This is a genomic window from Vibrio sp. 1402, from assembly GCF_033340275.1.
In genome coordinates this window covers 248,158-271,286 of the sequence record NZ_JAWOWE010000001.1, presented here as the reverse complement: position 1 = coordinate 271,286, position 23,129 = coordinate 248,158, and the positions used below count along the sequence as shown (strand labels likewise).

General features: G+C 44.8%; 19 protein-coding genes. 16 read left to right on the top strand and 3 right to left on the bottom strand.

From position 1 onward, the window contains the following. Positions 1-91: 91 nt before the first annotated feature. The 12 genes from R7044_RS01130 to choV all read left to right on the top strand — a co-directional run bounded on the left by R7044_RS01130 (position 92) and on the right by choV (position 15,038). Positions 92-1,246, top strand: coding sequence for an acyl-CoA dehydrogenase family protein (locus R7044_RS01130; protein ID WP_205391206.1), 1,155 nt, complete (start codon positions 92-94; stop codon positions 1,244-1,246). A 49-nt stretch (positions 1,247-1,295) separates the two neighbouring features. Beyond that, the gene (locus R7044_RS01125; protein ID WP_025767890.1) at positions 1,296-2,072 is read left to right on the top strand and encodes an enoyl-CoA hydratase; all 777 of its coding nucleotides are present in this window, start codon (positions 1,296-1,298) and stop codon (positions 2,070-2,072) included. Between the two features lie 10 nt (positions 2,073-2,082). Beyond that, on the top strand, positions 2,083-3,213 hold the full coding sequence (locus R7044_RS01120; RefSeq protein ID WP_025767889.1) for an enoyl-CoA hydratase/isomerase family protein: 1,131 nt from the start codon (positions 2,083-2,085) through the stop codon (positions 3,211-3,213). Between the two features lie 19 nt (positions 3,214-3,232). After that, the gene (gene mmsB / locus R7044_RS01115; RefSeq protein WP_033906449.1) at positions 3,233-4,129 is read left to right on the top strand and encodes a 3-hydroxyisobutyrate dehydrogenase; all 897 of its coding nucleotides are present in this window, start codon (positions 3,233-3,235) and stop codon (positions 4,127-4,129) included. 9 nt (positions 4,130-4,138) lie between these two features. Further along, positions 4,139-4,897: an SDR family oxidoreductase gene (locus R7044_RS01110; RefSeq protein ID WP_033906450.1), complete on the top strand. Its 759-nt coding sequence runs from the start codon at positions 4,139-4,141 to the stop codon at positions 4,895-4,897. Between the two features lie 463 nt (positions 4,898-5,360). After that, entirely contained in the window at positions 5,361-7,382 is a 2,022-nt protein-coding gene (locus tag R7044_RS01105) for a tetratricopeptide repeat-containing diguanylate cyclase (protein ID WP_047101359.1), read from the top strand. A 605-nt stretch (positions 7,383-7,987) separates the two neighbouring features. Next, the gene (betI, locus tag R7044_RS01100; protein ID WP_017820329.1) at positions 7,988-8,587 is read left to right on the top strand and encodes a transcriptional regulator BetI; all 600 of its coding nucleotides are present in this window, start codon (positions 7,988-7,990) and stop codon (positions 8,585-8,587) included. An 18-nt stretch (positions 8,588-8,605) separates the two neighbouring features. Next, positions 8,606-10,066: a betaine-aldehyde dehydrogenase gene (gene betB / locus R7044_RS01095; RefSeq protein WP_025767886.1), complete on the top strand. Its 1,461-nt coding sequence runs from the start codon at positions 8,606-8,608 to the stop codon at positions 10,064-10,066. 180 nt (positions 10,067-10,246) lie between these two features. Then, the gene (gene betA, locus R7044_RS01090) at positions 10,247-11,962 is read left to right on the top strand and encodes a choline dehydrogenase (RefSeq protein ID WP_138940144.1); all 1,716 of its coding nucleotides are present in this window, start codon (positions 10,247-10,249) and stop codon (positions 11,960-11,962) included. Positions 11,963-11,998: 36 nt separating this feature from the next. Beyond that, the gene (locus R7044_RS01085) at positions 11,999-12,937 is read left to right on the top strand and encodes a choline ABC transporter substrate-binding protein (protein ID WP_005382646.1); all 939 of its coding nucleotides are present in this window, start codon (positions 11,999-12,001) and stop codon (positions 12,935-12,937) included. A 77-nt stretch (positions 12,938-13,014) separates the two neighbouring features. After that, the gene (gene choW / locus R7044_RS01080) at positions 13,015-13,857 is read left to right on the top strand and encodes a choline ABC transporter permease subunit (RefSeq protein WP_213903283.1); all 843 of its coding nucleotides are present in this window, start codon (positions 13,015-13,017) and stop codon (positions 13,855-13,857) included. Positions 13,858-13,859: 2 nt separating this feature from the next. Continuing rightward, positions 13,860-15,038 carry a choline ABC transporter ATP-binding protein gene (gene choV / locus R7044_RS01075; RefSeq protein WP_042523602.1) on the top strand — a complete coding sequence of 393 codons (1,179 nt, stop codon included), beginning with the start codon at positions 13,860-13,862 and terminating at the stop codon, positions 15,036-15,038. A gap of 95 nt (positions 15,039-15,133) precedes the next feature. On the opposite strand, the gene R7044_RS01070 is transcribed toward choV, so the two are convergent. After that, the gene (locus R7044_RS01070; protein WP_042523604.1) at positions 15,134-15,790 is read right to left on the bottom strand and encodes an NAD(P)H-dependent oxidoreductase; all 657 of its coding nucleotides are present in this window, start codon (positions 15,788-15,790) and stop codon (positions 15,134-15,136) included. 243 nt (positions 15,791-16,033) lie between these two features. Here R7044_RS01070 and R7044_RS01065 point away from each other — a divergent pair, with 243 nt between their 5' ends. Next, on the top strand, positions 16,034-16,468 hold the full coding sequence (locus tag R7044_RS01065; protein ID WP_031780773.1) for a globin: 435 nt from the start codon (positions 16,034-16,036) through the stop codon (positions 16,466-16,468). A gap of 41 nt (positions 16,469-16,509) precedes the next feature. Here the strand turns inward: R7044_RS01065 and R7044_RS01060 are convergent, their stop codons facing one another. After that, complete coding sequence (locus tag R7044_RS01060) at positions 16,510-17,292, bottom strand: slipin family protein (RefSeq protein ID WP_005373196.1); 783 nt, start codon at positions 17,290-17,292, stop codon at positions 16,510-16,512. Between the two features lie 10 nt (positions 17,293-17,302). Then, the gene (locus R7044_RS01055; protein ID WP_033906456.1) at positions 17,303-18,679 is read right to left on the bottom strand and encodes an NfeD family protein; all 1,377 of its coding nucleotides are present in this window, start codon (positions 18,677-18,679) and stop codon (positions 17,303-17,305) included. Positions 18,680-19,177: 498 nt separating this feature from the next. On the opposite strand from R7044_RS01055, the gene R7044_RS01050 reads away from it, so the two are divergent. From R7044_RS01050 to R7044_RS01040, 3 genes are all read left to right on the top strand, one after another. After that, positions 19,178-20,146: a cytochrome-c peroxidase gene (locus R7044_RS01050; RefSeq protein ID WP_176311497.1), complete on the top strand. Its 969-nt coding sequence runs from the start codon at positions 19,178-19,180 to the stop codon at positions 20,144-20,146. Next, entirely contained in the window at positions 20,139-22,496 is a 2,358-nt protein-coding gene (locus R7044_RS01045; protein WP_005373178.1) for an ATP-binding protein, read from the top strand. Before R7044_RS01050 ends, R7044_RS01045 begins: the two co-directional genes overlap by 8 nt. A 99-nt stretch (positions 22,497-22,595) precedes the next feature. Further along, positions 22,596-23,063, top strand: a complete 468-nt coding sequence (locus tag R7044_RS01040; protein WP_005373176.1) for an OsmC family protein — start codon at positions 22,596-22,598, stop codon at positions 23,061-23,063. Positions 23,064-23,129: the final 66 nt, after the last annotated feature.

Genomic DNA, 23,129 nt, shown 5'->3' with positions numbered 1-23,129 from the left:
TGGATTAGCGACACCTCTAGCCAAGCCCTTCATCCTTTTAGAGGGCTTGGCTCGGATACAAATGCAACGAATTAGACCTTAGGACTTCAAGATGGATTTTGAATTAAACGAAGATCAACTCGCGTTTGCCGAAGTAGCAAAGCAGTTTGCAGACCAAATGTTAGCGCCGCACGCGGCCGAGTGGGATGAAAACCATCACTTCCCTAAAGATGTACTGCGTCAGGCGGGTGAGCTGGGCTTTTTGAGTATCTACACGCCACCAGAGCACGGTGGCTTGGGGTTATCTCGTTTGGATGCGGCGATCATTTTCGAGCAGTTGGCTATGGGTTGTACCGCGACTACTGCGTTTATGACCATTCACAACATGGCGACGTGGATGATCACCAGCTTTGCCAAAGCCGAAGTGGCGCAGCAATTTAGCGCGGATCTAATTTCGGGTGAAAAGCTCGCTTCCTACTGTTTAACCGAACCTAATGCCGGCTCTGACGCCGCTTCTCTAACGACTAGCGCAGTGCGTGATGGCGATGAGTTTGTTCTCAATGGCGCAAAAGTGTTTATCTCGGGTGCCGGTGATACAGATGTATTAGTCGTGATGGCGCGTTCCTGTGGTGAAGGAGCGAGTGGCGTTTCTGCATTCGTTGTTCCTGCTGATTGCGAAGGCATTAGCTACGGTAAAAAAGAAGCCAAAATGGGTTGGAACTGCCAGCCAACTCGCATGATTACCTTCGAAAATGTCCGCATTCCGGCTGACTATCTGTTGGGTGAAGAGGGAGAAGGCTTTAAGTTCGCCATGCTTGGTCTGGATGGCGGTCGAATCAATATCGCCACGTGTTCCGTCGGTACTGCGCAACAAGCACTGAACGAAGCCAAGCAATACATGAACGAACGCAAACAGTTCGGCCGTTCACTGGCGCAATTTCAAGCGTTGCAGTTCAAGCTTGCTGATATGGCGACTGAGCTGGTCGCTGCGCGTCAAATGGTGCGACTCGCTGCCGCTAAACTCGATGCCCAGCACGCAGAAAAAAGTGCGTACTGTGCCATGGCAAAACGCTTTGCTACTGATGTGGGCTTTAAAGTCTGCGATCAGGCGCTGCAAATTCACGGTGGTTATGGCTACATCAAAGAATATCCAGTCGAGCGCTATTTCCGAGACGTTCGTGTTCACCAAATTCTTGAAGGTACCAACGAAATCATGCGTCTGATCGTCGCAAGACGATTACTAACGGAAGGCGTTGAGCTGCTTTAGTCAGCGAGACACAGCCTTACCTAAAGAAATTAAAAAGGACTGAAAGATTATGACGGCACAAATCAAACTAGAGCGTGAAGCGCACATTGCCAAGCTCACGATTAGTAACCCGCCAGCAAACACCTGGACGCTTGAATCTTTGAATCAGCTAAAAGAGTTGGCGATTGAACTCAGTAATGATCGCTCCATTTATGCGTTGGTATTAACAGGCGAAGGCGAGAAATTCTTTTCTGCTGGAGCGGATCTCAACAACTTTGCATCCGGCGATAAATCGCAAGCAGCAGATATGGCGTTCGCATTTGGTGAAGCCTTTGAAGCGCTGTCTGCGTTCGATGGTGTTTCCATCGCAGCAATTAATGGTTACGCGATGGGCGGCGGTTTGGAAGTGGCGATGGCGTGTGACATTCGCATCGCAGAAGAACAAGTACAAATGGCACTTCCTGAAGCATCGGTAGGCTTGTTGCCGTGTGCGGGCGGGACGCAAAACCTGACCGCGTTGGTAGGTGAAGGTTGGGCGAAGCGTATGATCCTGTGTGGCGAGCGTGTGACGGCCGAGCGAGCGGAAAAAATTGGGTTAGTCGAAGAGGTGGTGGCGAAAGGTCAAGCACTCGAAGCGGCTATGGAGCTAGCACAGCGTGTTGCAGGTCAATCACCGAAATCTGTGTCTGCGTGCAAAACGCTAATTCAAGGTCGACGCAGCCAAACTCACGCAGCTGGATTGGTTTTAGAGCGTGAACTGTTTTTACAGCTGTTCAATACACACGATCAGACTGAGGGTGTGAATGCGTTCTTGCAAAAGCGCAAGCCACAATGGACAAACAGCTAGCGGAGGCCAAATGACAGGTACAGTAAATGTTTCAAAACTTGAGTGCGCTGATGGCTCTGTTATTGGTGTGCTAGAGCTTGATAACCCAGCAGCTCTCAACGCGTTGAGTTACGTGATGATTGAGAAGTTGTACAAACAGCTTAATGAATGGCAAACGGACGACAGCGTCATCGCGGTATTCTTGCATGCTCAAGGTGAAAAAGCGTTTTGTGCTGGTGGTGATATTCAAGCGATCTACCGTGCACTTGAAAACAAAGAGCAAGACTTTGATTCTGCGTTTTCAGCGATGGAAACCTTCTTTGACCTCGAATATCGCTGTGACCATCTTATTCATACTTATCCAAAACCGATCATCGCGTGGGGACATGGTTATTTGATGGGCGGGGGAGTTGGCCTGTTTATGGGTGCCAGCCATCGCGTAGCAGAAACCACCACACGCTTTGCAATGCCAGAGATTAAAATTGGCCTTTACCCAGATGTAGGCGCGACGTACTTCCTGAACCAGTTGCCAAAACATTTGGCACTGTTCTTAAGTTTGACGGCTTGTCAAATTAACGCAACAGATATGAAAGCGTTGGGGTTAAGCCAATGGATTGCACAGCCAGAAAACAAGCAAGTGCTGCTGGATCTGCTTGCATCGGTAAGTTGGAAAGGTGAAGCGAACATCAACGAAAAAATCGCCACTACGCTGCGTTCGGTACACGTGGACGAGCCAACCGAAGGGATGTTGATGCCCTATGCGGAATTGATTGAGCAGTTATGTTCAGGTGACTTAGCGTCAATTGTTGATGCAATCAGCCGTGCTAACGTTGATAACAAGTGGTTCGTCAATGCGCAGAAGTCACTGAACTATGGCAGTCCGTTGTCGCTCAGTATCACTTATCAGCAGTTAACGCAGTATCAAAACCTCTCTTTGAAAGCGTGTTTTGATATGGAATTTAACCTAACACTACGTTGTGGCTTAGAAGGTGATTTTAGAGAAGGGGTTCGTGCGCTGATTATTGATAAAACCAATCAACCGACTTGGCAACATCGCACGGTTTCTGACGTAACGCCACAAGTTTTGGAGCGCTTCTTCTCGCCAATTGACTCAGCAGAATACCCACTGACCGCATCGTCGGTAGCTATAGCGGCACTTTAGTACAAGGAAGAAATACGATATGGACAAAATTGCATTTATTGGCCTTGGTAACATGGGTGCGCCTATGGCTAAGAATCTACTTAAAGCGGGCTTGAACGTCGAAGTATTTGATTTGAACCCAAACGCAGTTGAGGAGTTGACCGCATTGGGCGCTTCAAGTGCCGATTCCGTTCAGCAGGCAGTACAAGGTGTTGATGTGGTTGTCACTATGCTGCCAGCGAGCCAACACGTTCAAAGCGTTTATCTTGGTCAAGATGGCATATTAGATAGCGTCGAATCAGGCACCTTGCTGATTGATTCATCCACCATCGATCCTGCGACTGCTCGTTTGGTTGGCGAAAAAGCATCGCAACTTGGTATCAGTTTTGTTGATGCACCAGTATCTGGTGGCGTTGCGGGCGCAGCAGCAGGTACGTTAACTTTCATTGTTGGCGGCTCGCAAGAGAACTTTGTTCAAGCCAAAGCGGTGCTTAGCCACATGGGTAAAAACATCTTCCATGCGGGCGATGTTGGAGCTGGTCAGGTCGCGAAGATCTGCAATAACATGATGTTGGGCATTTTGATGAGCGGCACCTGTGAAGCACTAAATTTAGGGATGGAAAACGGACTCGATCCCAAAGTGCTTTCCGACATCATGTTGCAAAGTTCAGGGCGTAACTGGGCGCTAGAGCTTTATAACCCTTGTCCAGGTGTGATGGAAAATACGCCTGCAAGCAATGGTTATCAAGGCGGCTTTATGAGCCAGTTAATGGCTAAAGATCTGGGTCTTGCGATGGAAGCGGCGGTTGCCAGTCAAACATCAACGCCAATGGGCAGCTTGGCTCGTAATCTGTTTAATTTTCACAACGGTCAGGGCAACGGGCAAAAAGATTTTTCAAGCTTGTTTGAGTTCTACCAAAAGCAAAATCAGGCCTAAGGAGCGCTTATGGAGTTAGCAAATAAGGTCATTGCGATCACGGGGGCAGGGCAGGGGCTGGGTAAACAAATGGCACTGTCACTGGCGGAAAATGGCGTTCATCTTGCGCTTATCGACCTCAATTCAGAGCAACTGGCTGAAACGAAAGCGGAATGTGAATCTCTCGGCGTTACCGCTCGTTTTTATGTGACAAACGTGACTGACGAACAGCAGGTGTGCACTGCTTTTGAGCAAATTGAGGCAGATTTCAAGCAGCTCAATGGCGTTATCAATAACGCAGGTATTATGCGTGATGGTATGTTCATTAAAGTCAAAGATGGTCAGGTTAACACGATGTCGCTGGAACAATTTCAGTCTGTTCTAGATGTGAATGTAACAGGCACTTTCCTGTGTGGCCGTGAAGCGAGCAAGGTAATGCTGAACACCGATAGCAAAGGGGTTCTGATCAACATATCCAGCGTTGCGCGTGCCGGGAATATTGGTCAAACCAACTATTCAGCATCTAAAGCGGCGGTAGCCACCATGGCAACGGTGTGGGCGAAAGAGTTAGGGCGTTTCGGAATTCGCTCAGTGGCGATTGCTCCGGGTGTCATCAAAACTGCCATGACAGACCAAATAAAACCTGAAGCGATGGAACGTTTAATCGGAATGATTCCGGTTGGACGTTTAGGTTTGGCGGATGAAATTTCATCGACCATAAAATACGTGTTAACCAACGAATTCGTGACCGGACGAGTGTTTGAAGTCGATGGCGGAATGCGAATGTAACCCCCTCTGCAACATAAAAAAAGGGGAGCGAGTTTGATTGTCCGCTTCCTTCCACTTTCTTCTTTCTTTTATTGCTTCTATCTGAAAAATGTATTGGATGCATGGTCGACTGCTATCTCATCGAACGGTATAAAAATTGATTCTATTTCTTATGTGAATGGTTAGTTCTATATTGCTTGTCATGTAAATGTATCAACTCACAACTAAGACGATCTTTTGTCTCACTAACGAGATCGTTATTCTTGGTGTGTAAAAAACACTCTCATTGGTTGTATTGTGACCGAAAACTATTTCGGCATCTAAAGATGGTGATTTATTATTCAGCGCAAAATACATGGGAATATGAGGCTGACTGAATAACCTTCAGTTGTCTTAATAATAAATAATCAGAATTCTCAATTACACTGAAGTAACTACCCATTAGGGAAGAGCAATAATGTCACTATTTCATTCGCTTAGGACGATGCCGCTATTATTGGGGTGTCTGTGTTTTTCTGTTCAGGCCTCCACAGAAAAGGTGGAACAGGAAGGTAAGTTTTTACAGTCGTTAGAAGGCATCGAAAATCAAATTTACGCATTACCTCAGAGTTCTTTAGCTTTGATTGAAGCGTTAGAAGAAGAGTCTTTACTACAAAACCAACCAACAGCGCTGTTGGTGCGTTACTGGCTTGCCAAGGCCACGGTTTTAGAGCTGCTAGGGCGCGTAGAAGAGAGTCAGAGTGTCGTTCAAAAAGGATTGGAGCTTGTGCGTCCACAGAGCCATGAGTATCTCCTGTTTAAGTTGATTCAGATGCGAACTATGGTTGGAAAGAGCGATATCGATACCGCGCTTTCTGCGTTGGATAGCTTGTTGGAAACATCGCGTGAGAATGGTGATAAGCAACTTGAATCAGAAATCCTGTTGCTAAAAGGACGCTATTACGATGAGCAAGGTGAGTTTAAAAAATCCTATGCTGCACTTATGTCGTCCATGGATGCGGCTGAATCTTCAGGTGTTCACGGGCTGGTCGAACGTGCAGCACTAGAGCTAGGTGACGTACTTGTCAAAATTCAGGGTTACGACCGATCTGAGGCGCTTTTGGAACAAGCATATCGCTATTTTAGGGATAGGCGTATGTCGTTCAATGAGTTGTTGAGCGTTTTGACGATAGCGAAACTTCATAAAGCACAGTTCCAATACGAAGAGGCGATAGCGTCATATCAGCGAGCGTTAAAGCTGGCTCAAATTATCGGTGATGGACGCTTTAGATTTCGAGTTAACCTTGAACTTGCAGCTTTATATCGCGAGACGAAACAAGAAAAGAAGATGGTTAACCACTTGAAGCTGGCGGAGAATTTACAGTACAGAGAAACGTCTAGCGCGTATTTGGCAACATTTAAGTTGTTACAAGCCGAATATATGTTAGAGCAGCAGCAATTTGAAATACTTTTAGCGATGATCGCGCCAATGCTGCCGGAGATTATAGAGAGTCGATACGTCAAGCAACAGCAAATGGAGCTACTAAAAGTCGCCGCTATGGCCTATGCGGGAAGCAATGACTTTAAACTAGCATTCGAAACTTACGGTAACTATCACGATAAATTTATCCAATTTAGCAATCAAAGAGAAGTTGAAAATCTTGAGCGCCAGCAGACGTTATTTGAGTTGGAACGACTTGAATATGAGAACGAAGATCTCAACTGGAACAATGTTTTGCAGCGTATGGAGCTAGAAAATAACCGTCGTACTTTTTACTTATTGGGTGAAGCGCTACTTGCGCTCATCGGTGTTCTATTTTTGATGGCGGTAGTATTTCTCGTCGTCAATCGCTCGCGTTTGAGAATGCGTCGCCTCGCAAAGACAGACACATTGACAGGGTTGTTCAATCGCCGTTTTTTAGAGGACTGGTTCACTAAGCCAGTAGAAGTGAGGCGTGAGCGAAAAGAGAAACCGGTACCTCAATCTAAGCAAGAAAAGATACAACACTTTGTTTTTGAGCAAGTCGAGCAAGTTAAGTACGGTTATCTAGCTTTAAATAAATGGGTAGATAGCAAACTCGATAAACAGAAAATGGTGCCAAATAAACCACAATCGGGGCCAGTAACTTTAGCGTTAATCGATGTGGATTATTTCAAGCAGGTAAATGATACCTATGGGCATGTGTTTGGAGATACCGTACTAACGGGCGTTGCCAAAGTGTTGGAGGAAACTGTACGTGAAAACGACATTGTTGCTCGCTTTGGTGGTGAAGAGTTTGTTGTTGTTATGCCCAATACAGACCATAAAAACGCCCTTATTACTGCAGAACGTTTACGTAGCGCTTTATCCCTACATGGCTTTGTTACGGAACAGAAAGAAGAAGTGAGAGTGACCTGTAGTTTTGGAGTCGTTACCACTGAAGATAATGAGATGAGTTTTAAATCACTTTGCGATCAGGCCGATAAATTGCTTTATCAAGCGAAAGCGAACGGACGCAACTGCGTGAAAGGTCGCTCGCTAGCGTAACAGAAATCAAAAGTTCAGGCTCATCGCACGATGAATCTGAACTTATCCCTCCCATTTACTTTGATAGCCAAGTGACTTTGAGATCCTTGCTTCGAATATAAAACGCTGAATCTAACATCTTAAAGTCACTTGGCGATATTACTTAAAAATGGCTTAAGGATATCGAATCGCATATTCATGGCGTTCAATATAACCTCTCTTTTTGCCTCCTTCACCTTCAAAGTGCGAATGCCACTTGTGTCTACAAAACTATAACAAACTAGTGTGTCTATTCTTTGTACAAACAAACCATGTACAGGTGAAATGATTAGTGGTCGATATAAATTTTTTGTGGCACAGATTTTTGTTGTTCAAAAATCAACTCGTTCATCATCGTTTTAAAAATGGATCTACATTTAAGTGTTTGATTTTACTTGCTTTATTTGTTTGTTCTTAAACTTAAATCTAGTTATCCCGACAAGTTCTTACCGAGCAATTTTTCGTACACCCTCAACTTTTCATCCTTTTTTACTAACATTTTTCTTTAAAAATAATTTGAGTTCGAATTAATTTTCAGGCATTTTATATTTAACTAACCGTTCAATTAAAAATAACAGGGACGCAAAATGCCAAAGGTGGGGATGCCTGAAATCAGAAAACCGCAGCTTGTGAAAGCGACAATGTCAGTGATTGATAGAGTCGGTTTACACGCGGCGAGTATTTCGTTAATCAGCAAAGAAGCCGGTGTATCAACGGGGATTATCAACCACTATTTCGGTGGTAAGCACGGATTGCTGGAGGAAACGATGCGCGAAATCTTGCGTCAGCTTTCGTCCACTATCACACAGAAGTTACGTGAGCTGCCAAGTGATGCTCATCACCAAAGAATTAACGCCATCATTGATGGTAATTTTGTCGGCTATCAGGCAGAAAACCAAGTTGCCAAGACTTGGCTGGCGTTTTGGTCGTACTCAATGCATGACGAGCAGCTCAAGCGTTTGCAGCGTGTCAACGAACGACGTCTATTGTCCCACCTGAGAAAAGAACTCAAAGCATTATTAAATGCAGAGCAGGCTGAATTGGTTGCTCATGGTATTGCATCACTTATTGATGGAATTTGGCTGCGCGGAACGCTCAACCCGCAAGGCATTGATGCAGAAAGAGCGAGAATCATCATCAACGATTATCTCGAAAAACAACTTACGTTTTATTCTGAAAAAATCTAAAAGTTACAGGTCTTCAAAATGGAAATGAAAGCACACTATATCAATGGTGCGATGTACGACGGGTGTTCAGATGAACACTTCACCACTTACAATCCGGCGAATGGTGAGCCATTGGCCAACATTAAACAAGCGAACCAAGACGATCTTCAAGCAGCGATTGAATCGGCAAAGAAAGGTTTTGCTGCATGGTCGGCGATGACTGCGATTGAGCGCAGCCGTATTTTACACAAAGCCGTTGCCATTTTACGTGAGCGTAATGACGAGCTGGCTGCATTGGAAGTGGCAGATACTGGTAAGCCCATTCAAGAAGCTATCGCGGTTGATGTCACAACAGGTGCCGATGTTCTTGAGTACTACGCTGGCCTTGCTCCAAGTCTACAAGGTGAACAGCAGCCACTCAGCGACGATCAGTTTTTCTATACACGTCGTGAGCCATTGGGCATTTGCGCGGGTATTGGCGCTTGGAATTATCCAATTCAAATTGCGATGTGGAAATCGGCGCCAGCACTGGCTGCGGGCAACGCAATGATCTTCAAGCCATCAGAAGAAACACCATTAACGGCGCTTAAGCTCGCCGAAATTTATTCAGAAGCGGGCATGCCAGATGGCGTATTTAATGTCGTGCAAGGGGATTACCGAGTAGGACAGATGCTAACGGCGCATCCTGATATCGCAAAAGTGTCATTCACGGGTGAGTCAGGCACCGGTAAAGTCGTCATGAGTGACAGCGCTAAGACACTAAAACAAGTAACGATGGAGCTTGGTGGTAAGTCTCCACTGATTATTTTTGATGATGCGAAGTTAAACGATGCCGTTTCTGCGGCCATGGTGGCGAACTTCTACACCCAAGGTGAGGTTTGTACGCACGGTACACGTGTATTTGTCCATGAAGGTATTTATGACGACTTTATCGCACAGCTTAAAGCCCGAACCGAGCTGTTAGTCGTCGGCGATCCGCTTGATGAGAACACGCAAATTGGCGCGCTAATCTCTAAAGATCATGAATCGAAAGTTCTAGGAGCGATTGAAGCCGCGAAAGCGAGTGGCGCGACGTTACTGACTGGCGGCTACAAAGTAACAGACAATGGCCTAGCCAATGGTAACTTTGTTGCTCCAACCGTATTTGTCGATTGCGATGATGACATGAGCCACGTTCAACAAGAAATCTTTGGCCCGGTAATGTCAGTTCTGAAATTCCGCGATGAGTCGGAAGTGATTGCGCGTGCAAATGGCACCGATTATGGCTTAGCGGCAGGTGTATTTACTCAAAACCTATCTCGTGCGCACCGTGTGATCCATCAAATTCAAGCGGGTATTTGTTGGGTGAACACATGGGGTGACTCACCTGCGGAAATGCCAGTTGGCGGCTACAAGCAATCAGGTGTTGGCCGTGAAAACGGAGTCGAAACCCTTAAACATTACACACAAACGAAGAGTGTTCTGGTTCAGCTAAGCGACTTCGAAAGCCCTTACAAATGATACTACTCATAGTAGATAACTGACCACTTTAGCTTGTTAAAATGCTCGATAACTACGTTGTCAATTTTGATTGTAGGTTAACTACTTATCAAAATTTCCGCCTTGTTCTCAAGCATTTTTCCTACGCTAATTTCGTTCACTTATCTACGGTGATTCGTATTAACTCCTAGGAGAATAAAAATGCAACAACACTACGATTACATCATCGTCGGTGCGGGTTCGGCCGGCTGTGTGTTAGCGGATCGCTTAAGTGAAAGTGGTCAAAATTCGGTCCTATTACTCGAAGCGGGTGGGTCGGATAAAAGTATTTTTATCCAAATGCCAACAGCGCTTTCTTACCCGATGAACACTGAAAAATACGCGTGGCAGTTTGAGACGGTTGAAGAGCAAGGGTTGGATGGTCGCCAACTTCATTGTCCTCGCGGAAAAGTTCTGGGCGGTAGCTCATCTATCAACGGCATGGTTTACGTTCGCGGACACGCTTGTGACTTTGACCAGTGGGAAGAGGAAGGCGCGAAAGGCTGGAATTATCAGTCGTGTTTGCCTTATTTCCGTAAAGCAGAGTCTTGGATTGGTGGTGCTGATGAATATCGGGGCGATCACGGTCCAGTCGGCACATGTAACGGCAACGATATGAAGCTCAATCCACTGTACCAAGCTTTTATTGATGCAGGCAAAGAAGCGGGCTACCCAGAAACAAAAGATTACAACGGTTATCAGCAAGAGGGCTTTGGCCCAATGCATATGACCGTCGACAAAGGCGTACGCGCTTCGACCTCTAATGCATACTTAAGCCGCGCTAAAAAACGCAAAAACTTCACCCTAATGAAGAGGGTGACGGTTCATCGAGTTTTATTAGAAGAAACTGGTGCAGAAGGCAAGAAAGCGGTAGGCGTTGAGTTTGAAAAGTCAGGTTCAATTCAGCAATGTTTTGCGAATAATGAAGTGATTTCGAGTGCGGGTTCGGTTGGCTCCGTTCAGCTGTTGCAGCTTTCAGGCATTGGCCCTAAGGCAGTATTAGAAAAAGCGGGCATTGAGGTGAAACACTCGTTGGAGGGAGTAGGTAAAAACCTGCAAGATCACTTAGAAGTGTACTTCCAATATCACTGTAAACAACCTATCACGCTCAACAGCAAATTAGGTTTGGTGAGCAAGGGCTTGATTGGCACTGAGTGGATATTAACTCGCAAAGGCCTTGGTGCTACTAACCACTTTGAATCGTGTGCGTTTATCCGCTCTCGTGAAGGACTAAAGTGGCCAAATATTCAGTATCACTTCTTGCCAGCGGCAATGCGCTATGACGGGCAAGCTGCTTTTGATGGTCATGGTTTCCAAGTGCACGTTGGACCTAACAAGCCAGAAAGTCGCGGGTCGGTCGAGGTTGTCTCTGCGAATCCGAATGATAAGCCGAAGATTGAGTTTAACTACATTTCCACTGAACAAGATAAGCAGGATTGGCGTGATTGTATTCGCCTTACTCGCGAGATCCTCAATCAGCCAGCCATGGATGAGTTTCGTGGGGACGAGATCCAACCCGGTCTGAGCATCACGACGGATGAACAGATTGATGAATGGGTGAAGCAAAACGTCGAGAGTGCTTACCATCCATCTTGTACCTGCAAAATGGGCGCAGATAATGACCCATTAGCCGTCTTAAATGAGCGATGCCAAGTACGCGGTATTCAAGGCTTGCGTGTGGTGGACTCTTCTATTTTCCCAACCATTCCGAACGGTAATTTAAATGCGCCAACGATTATGGTGGCAGAACGCGCCGCGGATATGATTTTGGATAACGCCCTAGAAACGTCGAACAACGTACCAGTTTGGATTGCACCGGACTGGCAAGAGATGCAACGAATGCATCCGCCAAAAAGAGATCTCGATTCGATCTCATAAAATGAAAAAGTCAGTAATCATTACAAGGAATTCAACATGTCTAAGATGACAAAAATCTTCTCAACAATTGCACTAAGTACTTTAGCAACAGGCGCTTACGCCAACCAATGTGAAACGGTTCGTTTCGCAGATGTAGGTTGGACTGACATCACAGCGACCACTGCCGTTACATCAGAGTTACTTAAAGGGTTGGGGTACAAAACGAAGACCGATCTTCTGTCTGTGCCTGTAACTTACTCCTCTATGGCTAATGGCGATATCGACATTTTCCTAGGTAACTGGATGCCAACGATGGAAGGTGATATCGCGAAATACCGTGATGCAGGTACTGTTGAAACCGTACGCGCGAACCTCGTTGGCGCAAAGTACACGCTAGCGGTTCCAAAATACGTTTATGACGCTGGCGTAACCAACTTCGCTGACCTAGTAAAACATGCCGACAAATTTAAAGACCGCATTTACGGCATTGAACCAGGAAACGATGGCAACCGCTTAATTCAGTCAATGATTGATAGTAACGCATTCGGCCTAAAAGATTTCAGCCTAGTTGAGTCCAGTGAAGCTGGCATGGTGTCTCAAGTATCACGTGCCGCACGCCGCAATCAATGGATTGTGTACCTAGGTTGGGCGCCGCACCCAATGAATAGTAACGTTGAAATGGAATATCTAGCGGGTGGCGATGACTTCTTCGGTCCTAACTACGGCGGCGCGAACGTCTACACAAACGTACGTAAAAATTACCTCGCTGAGTGTCCAAATGTAGGTCAGCTAGTGAAAAATCTAGAGTTTAACCTAGAAATGGAAAATGAACTGATGGAAGCGATTCTTAACCAGAAACAGAAGCCATCAAAAGCAGCGCAAGCATGGTTGAATGCAAACCAAGAGCAAATTGAAGCGTGGCTAGAGGGCGTGAAAACGGTAGATGGCCAAGATGCGCTAACAGCTATTACAAACTACTTAAAAACAAACGCTTAATAAGCAGTATTTGAGCTCGTTTTTTTAAAAGAAAGTGGGCAGAGTTTTGCCCGCTTCATTAACACAAAGGTTTTATTTTGAATTTTATTACGGACAACAAACTACCGTTGGGCCAATGGATGGAAACTGGCGTCGATTGGTTAACCATCAATGCATCGGTTTTTTTCGATGCAATCTCTATTACACTTGAAACGATCATTCTTTTCGTGGTGGACATTTTTAAATGGATGCCACCTGCAGCGCCAATCATTATGACGGCGGCAATTGCTTGGTTCTTACATCGCAGCATTCCTCTTGTCGTATTTATCGTGTTGGCCTTACTCGCAATTCTCAACCTTGGTTACTGGCAAGAAATGCTGGAAACCTTTGTCCTTGTGTTTGCAGCGACAACGATTTCCGTATTAATTGGCGTGCCGTTGGGCATTATGGCGGCGCACCGTCCTTGGTTATACACCTTGTTGCGGCCAATACTCGATTTGATGCAGACCGTACCGACATTCGTTTACCTAATTCCAACCTTGGTTCTGTTTGGCTTAGGTATTGTCCCTGGTCTAATCTCGACCATCATTTTCGCTATCGCTGCGCCAATTCGATTGACGTACCTCGGCATTATTAAAGTGCCGGAGGAGCTACTTGAAGCGGGTAAAGCATTTGGTGCCAGCCGAATGAAGCTACTGTTTAAGGTGGAGTTACCTGCGGCATTGCCAAGTATTATGGCTGGCGTTACGCAATGTATTATGTTGTCTTTGTCTATGGTTGTCATTGCGGCGCTTGTTGGTGCTGATGGGCTTGGTAAGCCAGTCGTACGTGCACTGAATACGGTAAACATTTCACAAGGTTTTGAAGCGGGTTTAGCGATTGTACTCGTTGCCATCATTCTTGATCGCTTGTGTAAAGCACCAAACCAGAAGGAGGCATAATCATGGACGCTATTACTATTAAAAATCTTGATGTCGTTTTTGGTCAGCAACAAGCACAGGCGCTAGCACTACTAGATCAAGGGAAGTCTCGACAAGAAATCATTGATGAAACTGGCCAAGTGGTTGGGGTTGATAATGTTTCGCTGAACGTGAAACAGGGTGAGATCTGTGTCTTGATGGGGCTTTCGGGCTCGGGTAAATCAAGTTTGCTGCGAACGGTTAACGGATTGAACGATATTTCTCGTGGCTCTCTGAAAATCAAAGATGGCGACGATATGGTTGAGCTCTCTAACTGTGACGAACAGAAGCTGCGCCACCTTCGTACGCACCGCGTGTCCATGGTGTTTCAGAAGTTTGCATTGATGCCATGGTTAACGGTGTTAGACAATGTAGCGTTTGGTCTAGAGATGCAAGGCATTGGTAAAGCTGAGCGCCGTAAAAAAGCGCGTGAACAGCTCGAAATGGTCGGTTTGTCTGAGTGGGAAACGAAATTCCCGCACGAGCTCTCTGGTGGTATGCAGCAGCGTGTTGGCTTAGCGCGAGCGTTCGCGATGGACACAGATATCTTGTTAATGGATGAGCCGTTTTCAGCGCTTGACCCATTGATTCGTGCTCAGCTTCAAGATGAATTGATTCTGCTTCAAGAAAAGCTAAACAAAACCATTCTTTTTGTGAGTCACGACTTGGATGAGGCGCTTAAAATCGGCAACAACATCGCCATTATGGAATCAGGAAAGCTGATTCAACATGGCAAGCCAGAACAGATCATTCTTGCTCCAGAAAACGATTATGTGGCGGACTTTGTTGCTCACACTAATCCATTAAATGTGCTGAAGGGACGTTCCTTAATGCGTGACGATTTGGTTCGCGAAGATACGCGTGTTCTGATTTGCCCTGATAAAGATATTTGGGTGATACAAGAGAGCAAGGGGTTAAGTTTAGCGGATAAAGATAAATCGTTGATTCAATGGAAGAGCGACTCTTCGAACCTTGACGAAGTTAATGAAAACTCTCTGGTTCAGGTTAGCCCAGAAATCAGTATGCGAGAAGCGATTGAACTTAAACAGCGTAGCAATCAGCCTCTGCTTATGGTTGAAGATAATAAGCTGGTTGGTGTGTTAAGCGACAATGAGCTTTACGATGCATTGCTTGGTAATTTTAAGTCAGAGCAAGTTGCGTAAAGTTGACGCAGAACCAAGTAAAAAAGAGCCGCACATTAATGCGGCTTTTTTTGTTTAAACAATGATTTAAGTCGCTAAGCTAAGACAATGGTCGACTATAGAGTCGTAATTACATCATCCATTGCAAGGCGCGCTTTTGGAAGACCATGATTATAATCTTCCCCATCTTTATGGTAGCCAATCGCCAGTGCAACTTCACAAATATGGCCCTCGAGCTCTTCTTTAAACTCTTCTCCAATCAGAGCCGGATCGACACCTTCCATCGGTGTTGAATCAATGCCTAGTCGTGCCAATGTGTGTAGTAGGTTGCCTAGTGCCAAATAGACTTGTGCTTTTGTCCAGTTTCCGTTGAAGCCATTTTCGTCCGTATTTGCATCTGCAAAAGCGTAAGCACCCATAAAGTTGTTGTACATCTCCGCTGGCAAGTGGCCAGATGTTACTTCTGCATCCACACGTTTCGCAAATTTCTCTTTAGTAAATTTAGGATCGTAAGCAAACAGAATCGTATGTGATGCGGCTTTCGCGTGTGGTTGGTTAAACTGGTGCATATTTGCAAACGTATTGTGGAAACGTTGCTTCGCTTCATCACTTTCAATAACGATGAATTTCCATGGTTGTGAGTTGATAGAAGACGCCGACAAACGCAGTGCTTCTTTGATTATCGCCATGTCTTCTTGAGAAACGCGCTTGGTTTCATCATATTTTTTTGCAGTGTAACGGTTATTTAGATCGGTAATGATTTGATGGGACACGTTTATATCCTCTTTATGTGATGACAGATGAGGATGCACTAGCATCGACAACCATGCGTACCTCGAATATGGGTTCATGATAATGGATATTTTTTCATTGATAAGAGGGTGTTTATTTAAATCACTTTTTACTTTTTGTTGAAAATCGATGTGAGTTGATCGATTTGAAACTTAAAAGTCCTTATTTGGAAGCTTTTATTTGATATTAAATTAAACTCATATTGAGGCGTAGGGGAAAGCAACATGAACGTGATTGAAGTTTTTAATGATAGCTATGAACGTTGTACTTCAGATCAGGAGTTTTTCGACTTGTTCTACAAAAATTTATGGTCGAAAAGCGCCAACTTTAGACAGAAGTTTGACGGTATAGACATGCACCAACAAGTGAGAATGCTTAGAGGGTCTATCGTGTTTTTTATGATGGCAGATACCTCGACCGAAGCGCACAAAATGGTGGAAAAGTATGGGAAAAAGCATGCAAGTGCCGAAATTGGTATAGAGCCGCAGGATTTTGATGTTTGGCTTGAGAGTTTGTTAGAAACGGTTCGACAGTGTGATTCTGGGTACGATGCCGATGTTGAAACCGCTTGGCGAACATGCTTTAAAACGGGCTTAGAAGTAATGAAACAAGAATGTGATAAAGAAGATGGGCACATCCTTAAAGCGAGTACCAAATAAGGAAGTAACGTGAGCGGTCGTTACTTCCTAGGGGCAAAATCTTACTTATCTTGTGTCTCTTTATTCTTTTTCACCGCTTCGGCGATATCACTGACAGCTTCGACAAGATTGATCGGCATTGGAAAAATAATAGTGGATGTTTTGTCTGTAGTGATTTCAGTGAGTGTCTGCATGTAACGTAATTGCAGTGCATTCGGTGCTTCGTTGAGCATTTGCGCTGCTTCTTTTAATTTATTTGAAGCCTCTAACTCACCAGTAGCGTGAATGATCTTCGCCCTACGGTTACGTTCTGCTTCTGCCTGACGGGCTAGGGCTCTGACCATGCTGTCATTTAAATCAACATGTTTGACTTCAACCGTAGCAATCTTGATTCCCCAGTCATCAGTCTGTTGATCGAGAATGGATTGTAAATCCTTATTGAGGCGTTCTCGCTCTGATAGCAATTCATCGAGTTCATGCTGACCCAATACCGAGCGCAGCGTGGTTTGTGCTAGCTGGCTGGTAGCATCGCTGTAGCTTTCAATATTGTTAATCGCCATTTGAGGATCGACTACGCGAAAATAAACGACCGCGTTGACGCGCACAGAAACGTTATCTTTGGTAATTAAATCTTGTGTCGGCACATCCAAAACGACAGTACGTAAATCAACCCTCACCATTTGCTGAATAAATGGGATAAGGATGATCAAACCAGGTCCTTTGACTTCTTGAAATCGACCAAGAAAGAACACAACCCCACGTTCGTATTCTCTCAAAACCTTGAACATTTGGGTCGCTAGTGCGAACAGCAGCACCACGATCACCGCAACGGTATAGAGCATCATAAAGCGCCTCCTATTTATTTTGGCGGTCATCAGGCATCACAGTTAAGGTCAGCCCTTTAACATTAACAATGGTGACGTGATCACCTTGTTTGAATTGTTGATGGTCTTTGGCTTTAGCTCGCCATAACGCACCGTTGAGTTGAACGCGTCCTTCGCCATCGATAAAGTCATCGCTTACCACAGCGACCTTCCCAGGGTAAGTCTCTAAACCCGTCGTTACACGCCGGCGGCGAATTTTGAGCAGCAGGCCGACGGTCAGCACGATTAGAGCTACGGAAAATATGGCAATACCAAAAATCAAAGGAAGGGCGATCTGGAACCCTGGTAACTCACTGTCCATGAGAAATATCGAACCGAGTACAAAGGCGACAACGCCGCCTAAGCCCAAAATACCAAAGCTCGGGCTGAATGCTTCCGCTATCATTAGTGCAATACCGAGTAACAGCAGACCAAGACCTGCGTAGTTGACGGGCATCATTTGTAGTGCGTACATGGCCAGAAGCAGACAAATCCCACCTAGCACACCGGGTAAGCCAATTCCTGGGTTGTAAAATTCAAGAAGTAAACCGTAGATGCCGATGAGCATTAGAATGTAGGCAACGTTTGGATTGGTGATAACGGCTAGCATTTCTGCTCGCCAATCGGGTGTTCTTTCAATCCATACGGGATTTTCCAGTGACAATGTCACATCACGATTGTTAACTTTAACAGTTTGTCCATTAATGGCTTTGACTAAATCCTCTGGTGAGTTGGCTATATAATCAATAACGTTTAATTCCAATGCCTCTGTGGCGTCCAAACTCGCTGCTTCGCTCACTGCTTTCTCTGCCCACTCTGCATTTCGGCCATGAAGCTTTGCTAAGCCTTTAATATAGGCTCTAGCATCATTAATCACCTTTTTCTCCATTGCGGTTTTCGCGGGAACTTTCTCTGAGCTTTCGTTGGTTCCTTCTGGCGTTTCTTCCGCGTTTTGATCTTTGCCATCATCCGATGAAGGGGGCTGAGGGGCACCACCTAACGCGACGGGCGTTGCCGCGCCAAGGTTGGTGGCTTCAGCCATTGCGGCAACGTGGCTGGCGAGTAAAATGTATGTCCCTGCGCTAGCCGCTCTAGATCCTGACGGGCCAACCCAAGTCGCAATTGGAGTGGAGGAGGTGGTAATCGCGTGAATAATATCTCTCATTGCACTGTCTAAGCCGCCTGGTGTGTCCATCTCTAAGATCACTAAACTGACACCGTTTAGTTGAGCTTCTTCTATTTCACGAGATAAATAGTCGCTAGTAGCAGGCCCTATAGCGCCTTTGACAGGAACAATCCAAACGGTATTCGCCAGTGCTTGACTGGCCATCAAGAGTAAAGGTAAGAACCATATCCATAGTCGTTTCATGCAGTCCTCCTTGTGTGGTCACAGGGACTTTTTGAAATCCTAATTCAAGTATATCCAAATAACTTAGAGATGCTTGAGTATAGGTTCTAATGAATAAGTTGCCGAGGCTAATTAGGAGACTACTTTTTTATATATAAACGCTGTGTGAGATAGTAAACTAAAGCAAATTATTGGTAATTGTGATGTTTATGTTTATTGTTCAGCGTTTGATTAAGTTGGCCGTTATCTGTGCCGTATTCTTTACTATTTTCGATCTGATCTCGTATGGAGAGGTGACTTGGTTTCAACGGTTTTTGGCTTTTCTACACTAAACTCAGATTTCAATACGTTAGCTACTCATAAGGCGATCGATTTCTTCCTATTCGCCTTATTACTCCCTCTTCAACCAAAGCCTTAAACAAAGCAATACTTAACTCGTTTTTTCAACTTCCTGTCGGTGGAAAAAACGCCAAAATGCAACTAAATTCATATCAATGACAAGTTTAAGGTATGTAGTTGATGAGGCAATTCAACGCAATCGCACTAGCTGTTGTAACACTCATTTTGAGCCAAACAACAACCGCAAGAAACGCGAAGATGTTAGGTGATATCTCCCTAGTTCAGCCCATACAGGGTGATCCTAATGTGGATATTAAGCTAGCGAGAATTGGCTGGCATCTCTTCCGCGATCCTCAATTATCGTCAAATGGTAATGTCAGCTGCGCGACATGCCACAATCTGCAAACCAATGGCGCTGAAAATACACCAGTCTCTACGGGGGTGAAAGGTGATGGAATTAGAAATTCTATAACAGTGTTTAATGCGGCGTTAAATTATCGTTTTTTATGGGATGGAACGGAAAACACCTTGATGGCTCAGATTGATGGTCCAATCCATAATCCAATGGAAATGGACTCAAACTGGCAAACAATAGAGCAATATGTAAAAGAGAGTGAACATTATCAAGCGCTATTTAGTCGTGACGATGAATTGCCGATTAACGTTCATAATATCAAGTCCGCTATTGTGGAGTTTGTTGAAGGGCTGCAGACGCCTGGCGCACCATTCGATGCTTACTTATTGGGTTACACGCATGTACTGAGTGAACAGCAAATCAGAGGTTGGAAAACATTTCAGACTTCAGGTTGTGTGCAGTGTCATCAGGGCAAAAATATCGGCGGAGCGATGATCCAAAGGTTCGCCTATTTCAAGGATAAGCCAGTAGTAGAGGACTCGGGCCGGCAACTCGTTACGATAGAAGATGAAGAGCGATTCTATTTTAGAGTAGCCAGTTTACGCAATGTCGCGCTAACGAGTCCTTATTTTCATAATGGGCAAGTCGATAAGTTATCCGACGCGATACAAATCATGGCTAAAACCCAGCTCGGTATAACGATGAACGATGAGAATGTCGCGGACATTGAAGCATTCTTGCAGTCGTTGACAGCACCTAGACCCATAATTTTAGAGGTGTTGGAAAATGAATAAATTCAAACTGATCAACTTTTGCTTTTTTATTGGGATACTGACGTGCTGCACACTGGCGTATATGTCGTATATGAATTCAAAAAACGCTCAAGAATTTCATGCAGGGCTAATGAATATCGGACATGAGTTGATTGAAGAGCGTGATGTTATCGTGAACCGATATGCCGTTGAAGATAGGAAAAACTATGAGTTAACAACATCTTTAGTAGAGATAGAAATCGCAGCACAGGCACTGTTGGAATCATCAAAGGCATCAGTTTGGTTTCCCGTGACACCCAATCGTATAAAAGTTAGGGATACGCTTGAACAGTTTAAGGAGCGAGTGCTTCAAACAACGTTGAAGCTTGATATGTTAATTGGTGTTCAGGTAGAAAATCGGTATGCATTACTCATGTTGTTCAATTTATATCAGCAAGAGGTTTCTACCGAGAGCGGTCAATCATTGGGTGGCAGTCGTTATTTTGAATTTCTCAACCAGTTGCTTCTAACACAAACTGAAGTTGAGAGTGAAAAAGAAGCGAACTTCCTTAAACGGCTTCAAACGAGTGATAAAAGAATTGAATTGCTGACGAATGAACTGCTTGATCACACTTATATTGAGTTTGTCGAAAGCTCAGAGCATCGGTTACTCAATATTGCTCAAAGTGAGGCGCGTTTTACGTGGTTGTTTGTATTTATCGCGGTGATGTTTCTAGTTAGCGCGTTTGTTTATCAGTCACATCACCGAATGCATAACTTAAAACAGTTGAATCTTGAAATTGAAGAGGCGAGAAACAAAGCCGAGCGAGCGGCAAAAGCGAAATCAAATTTTCTCGCTGCAATGAGTCACGAACTAAGGACGCCGATGAATGGTGTACTAGGGCTTTCTCAAATGATTGCAGAAGAGACCAAAGAGCCGACGACGAAAGAGCATATTAGGGTTATTCTTGATTCTGGCCAGCATCTGATGACTATCCTCAACGATATTTTGGATTTTTCTAAAGTTGAAGAAAACAAACTGGAATTTGAGCAAGCTAAGTTTAAGCTCGATCAAGTGCTTTCTCCGGTGTGTAGCGCAATAAAACCACTTGTTGATGAAAAAAATATCGAGTTAATCTTGGAAAACGAGGTTTCTGAATATACTGAATTTACTGGAGATTGTGCGCGTTTACGACAGATCTTGTTTAATCTCGCCGGTAACGCGGTGAAGTTTACCAATGAAGGGCATGTGCTGGTTAGAACTGAGTTAGATGAATCGAATCAGTTGTTGGTCATGCGCGTGAGCGACACCGGTATTGGTATTGCGCCAGACAAGCACGAGCATATTTTTAACTCGTTTGAGCAAGCAGACTCATCAACGACTCGAAGGTTCGGCGGAACAGGGCTTGGGTTAGCCATCGTCAAAAAACTAACCGATTTGATGGGTGGCCATATTACTCTGAAGAGTATAGAAGGCGTTGGAAGTCAATTTATCGTTGAGTTGCCGATTCCTTGGGTAGAATCTGCTCCGAAAAAGCAGCAAGAAGCACCGAAACCTCGCGCAAAATCACACCATTTCAAGATACTACTTGCTGATGATAACCGTGTGAATGCCATTGTGGCAAAAGGGTTTTGCGAAAAGCTTGGGCATGAAGTGGATGTTGCAGAAAATGGATTAATCGCGGTTAAAAAGGCGAAAGAGAACGAGTACGACCTGATCTTGATGGACAACCATATGCCCGAGATGAATGGCGTTGAGGCGACACGCGTTATCCGACAAGAGTTAGGTATCAAGACATTACTCTTTGCGTACACGGCAGACGTATTTCGTGAAGCTCACGATAGCTTTATCGAAGCAGGAGCAGACCATGTGCTTACGAAACCGCTACAGCATGAGAGCTTTTCAGACGCTCTCAAACAGTTTGCCGCCAGACTCGAACCGAAACAGAATCCGCCACTAACGAGTGACAGCAATGTGCTTCAATTGCAACGTAAGCCAATCGAGAACTTAAGGTTAACAGAGGAAGAACTCTCCCGTTCAGGCATGTTTACTTCTTTACGAGATGAGCCAGAAGCGCTCGACGAGTTGCTAAAAAGCATTATTGTCGATTTTGAGACTTCTGTTGATGAACTTATTGAATACTTTATGGCTGAAGACTTTGCTTCATTAGAGTTGACGTTGCACAAAACGAAAGGGATGGCACTGAACCTAAGTTTACCTATTTTGGCGAGCCAAACGGAGGCCCTGGAAACTCAACTTAAAGCCAACCAAAGTCCCGAGATTGAGCAGTTGCAGATGCTGATCAATCGGTTACAGGTCAACATCCATCAGTCTCATAGACTTTTGGATGATATCCAGAAGAACAATGCCGATCCTCAACAGATTTTATAGTCCCTGTGAGTGCGATGCTTTCCTTAACTCATTTTGTTGTGGTTTACTGTGGCAAGGACGGATAGTGTTGATTCGTCGTCGGAAAATCAGGGAGTTAGAATGAGTAAGCATTCCGCTTTAATCAAATGGCATCGTAAAGCTGGCGAAGAGTTTAGTGATAATAAGTATAGTAGGGCACACATTTGGCAATTTGATGGAGGGTTGCAAGTCCCAGCATCTCCATCTCCCCACGTAGTACCATTACCACTATCCGTAGAAGAAAATGTTGATCCAGAAGAAGCGTTTGTCGCGGCACTTTCTAGTTGTCATATGCTCGTTTTCTTGTCTATTGCAGCAAAGCGGCGTTACGTTGTGGACAGTTACTTAGATGAAGCGGTAGGGGAGCTTGAAAAAGGCGAAAACGGAAAAGAGTGGGTATCAAAGGTAACGTTAAACCCTAAGATAACATTTTCAGGTGAAAAACAACCGACACCATCTCAATTAGAAAAACTGCACCACATGGCCCATGAGAATTGCTTTATCGCCAACTCCGTTAAAACAGAAGTGACAACGCTTATTGCGAATTAAGTGGAGCTCTTTATCAAAAAGCGCGGCCTATTGCGGAGTTATATTAAGCCAGCAGTCATCCTGCTG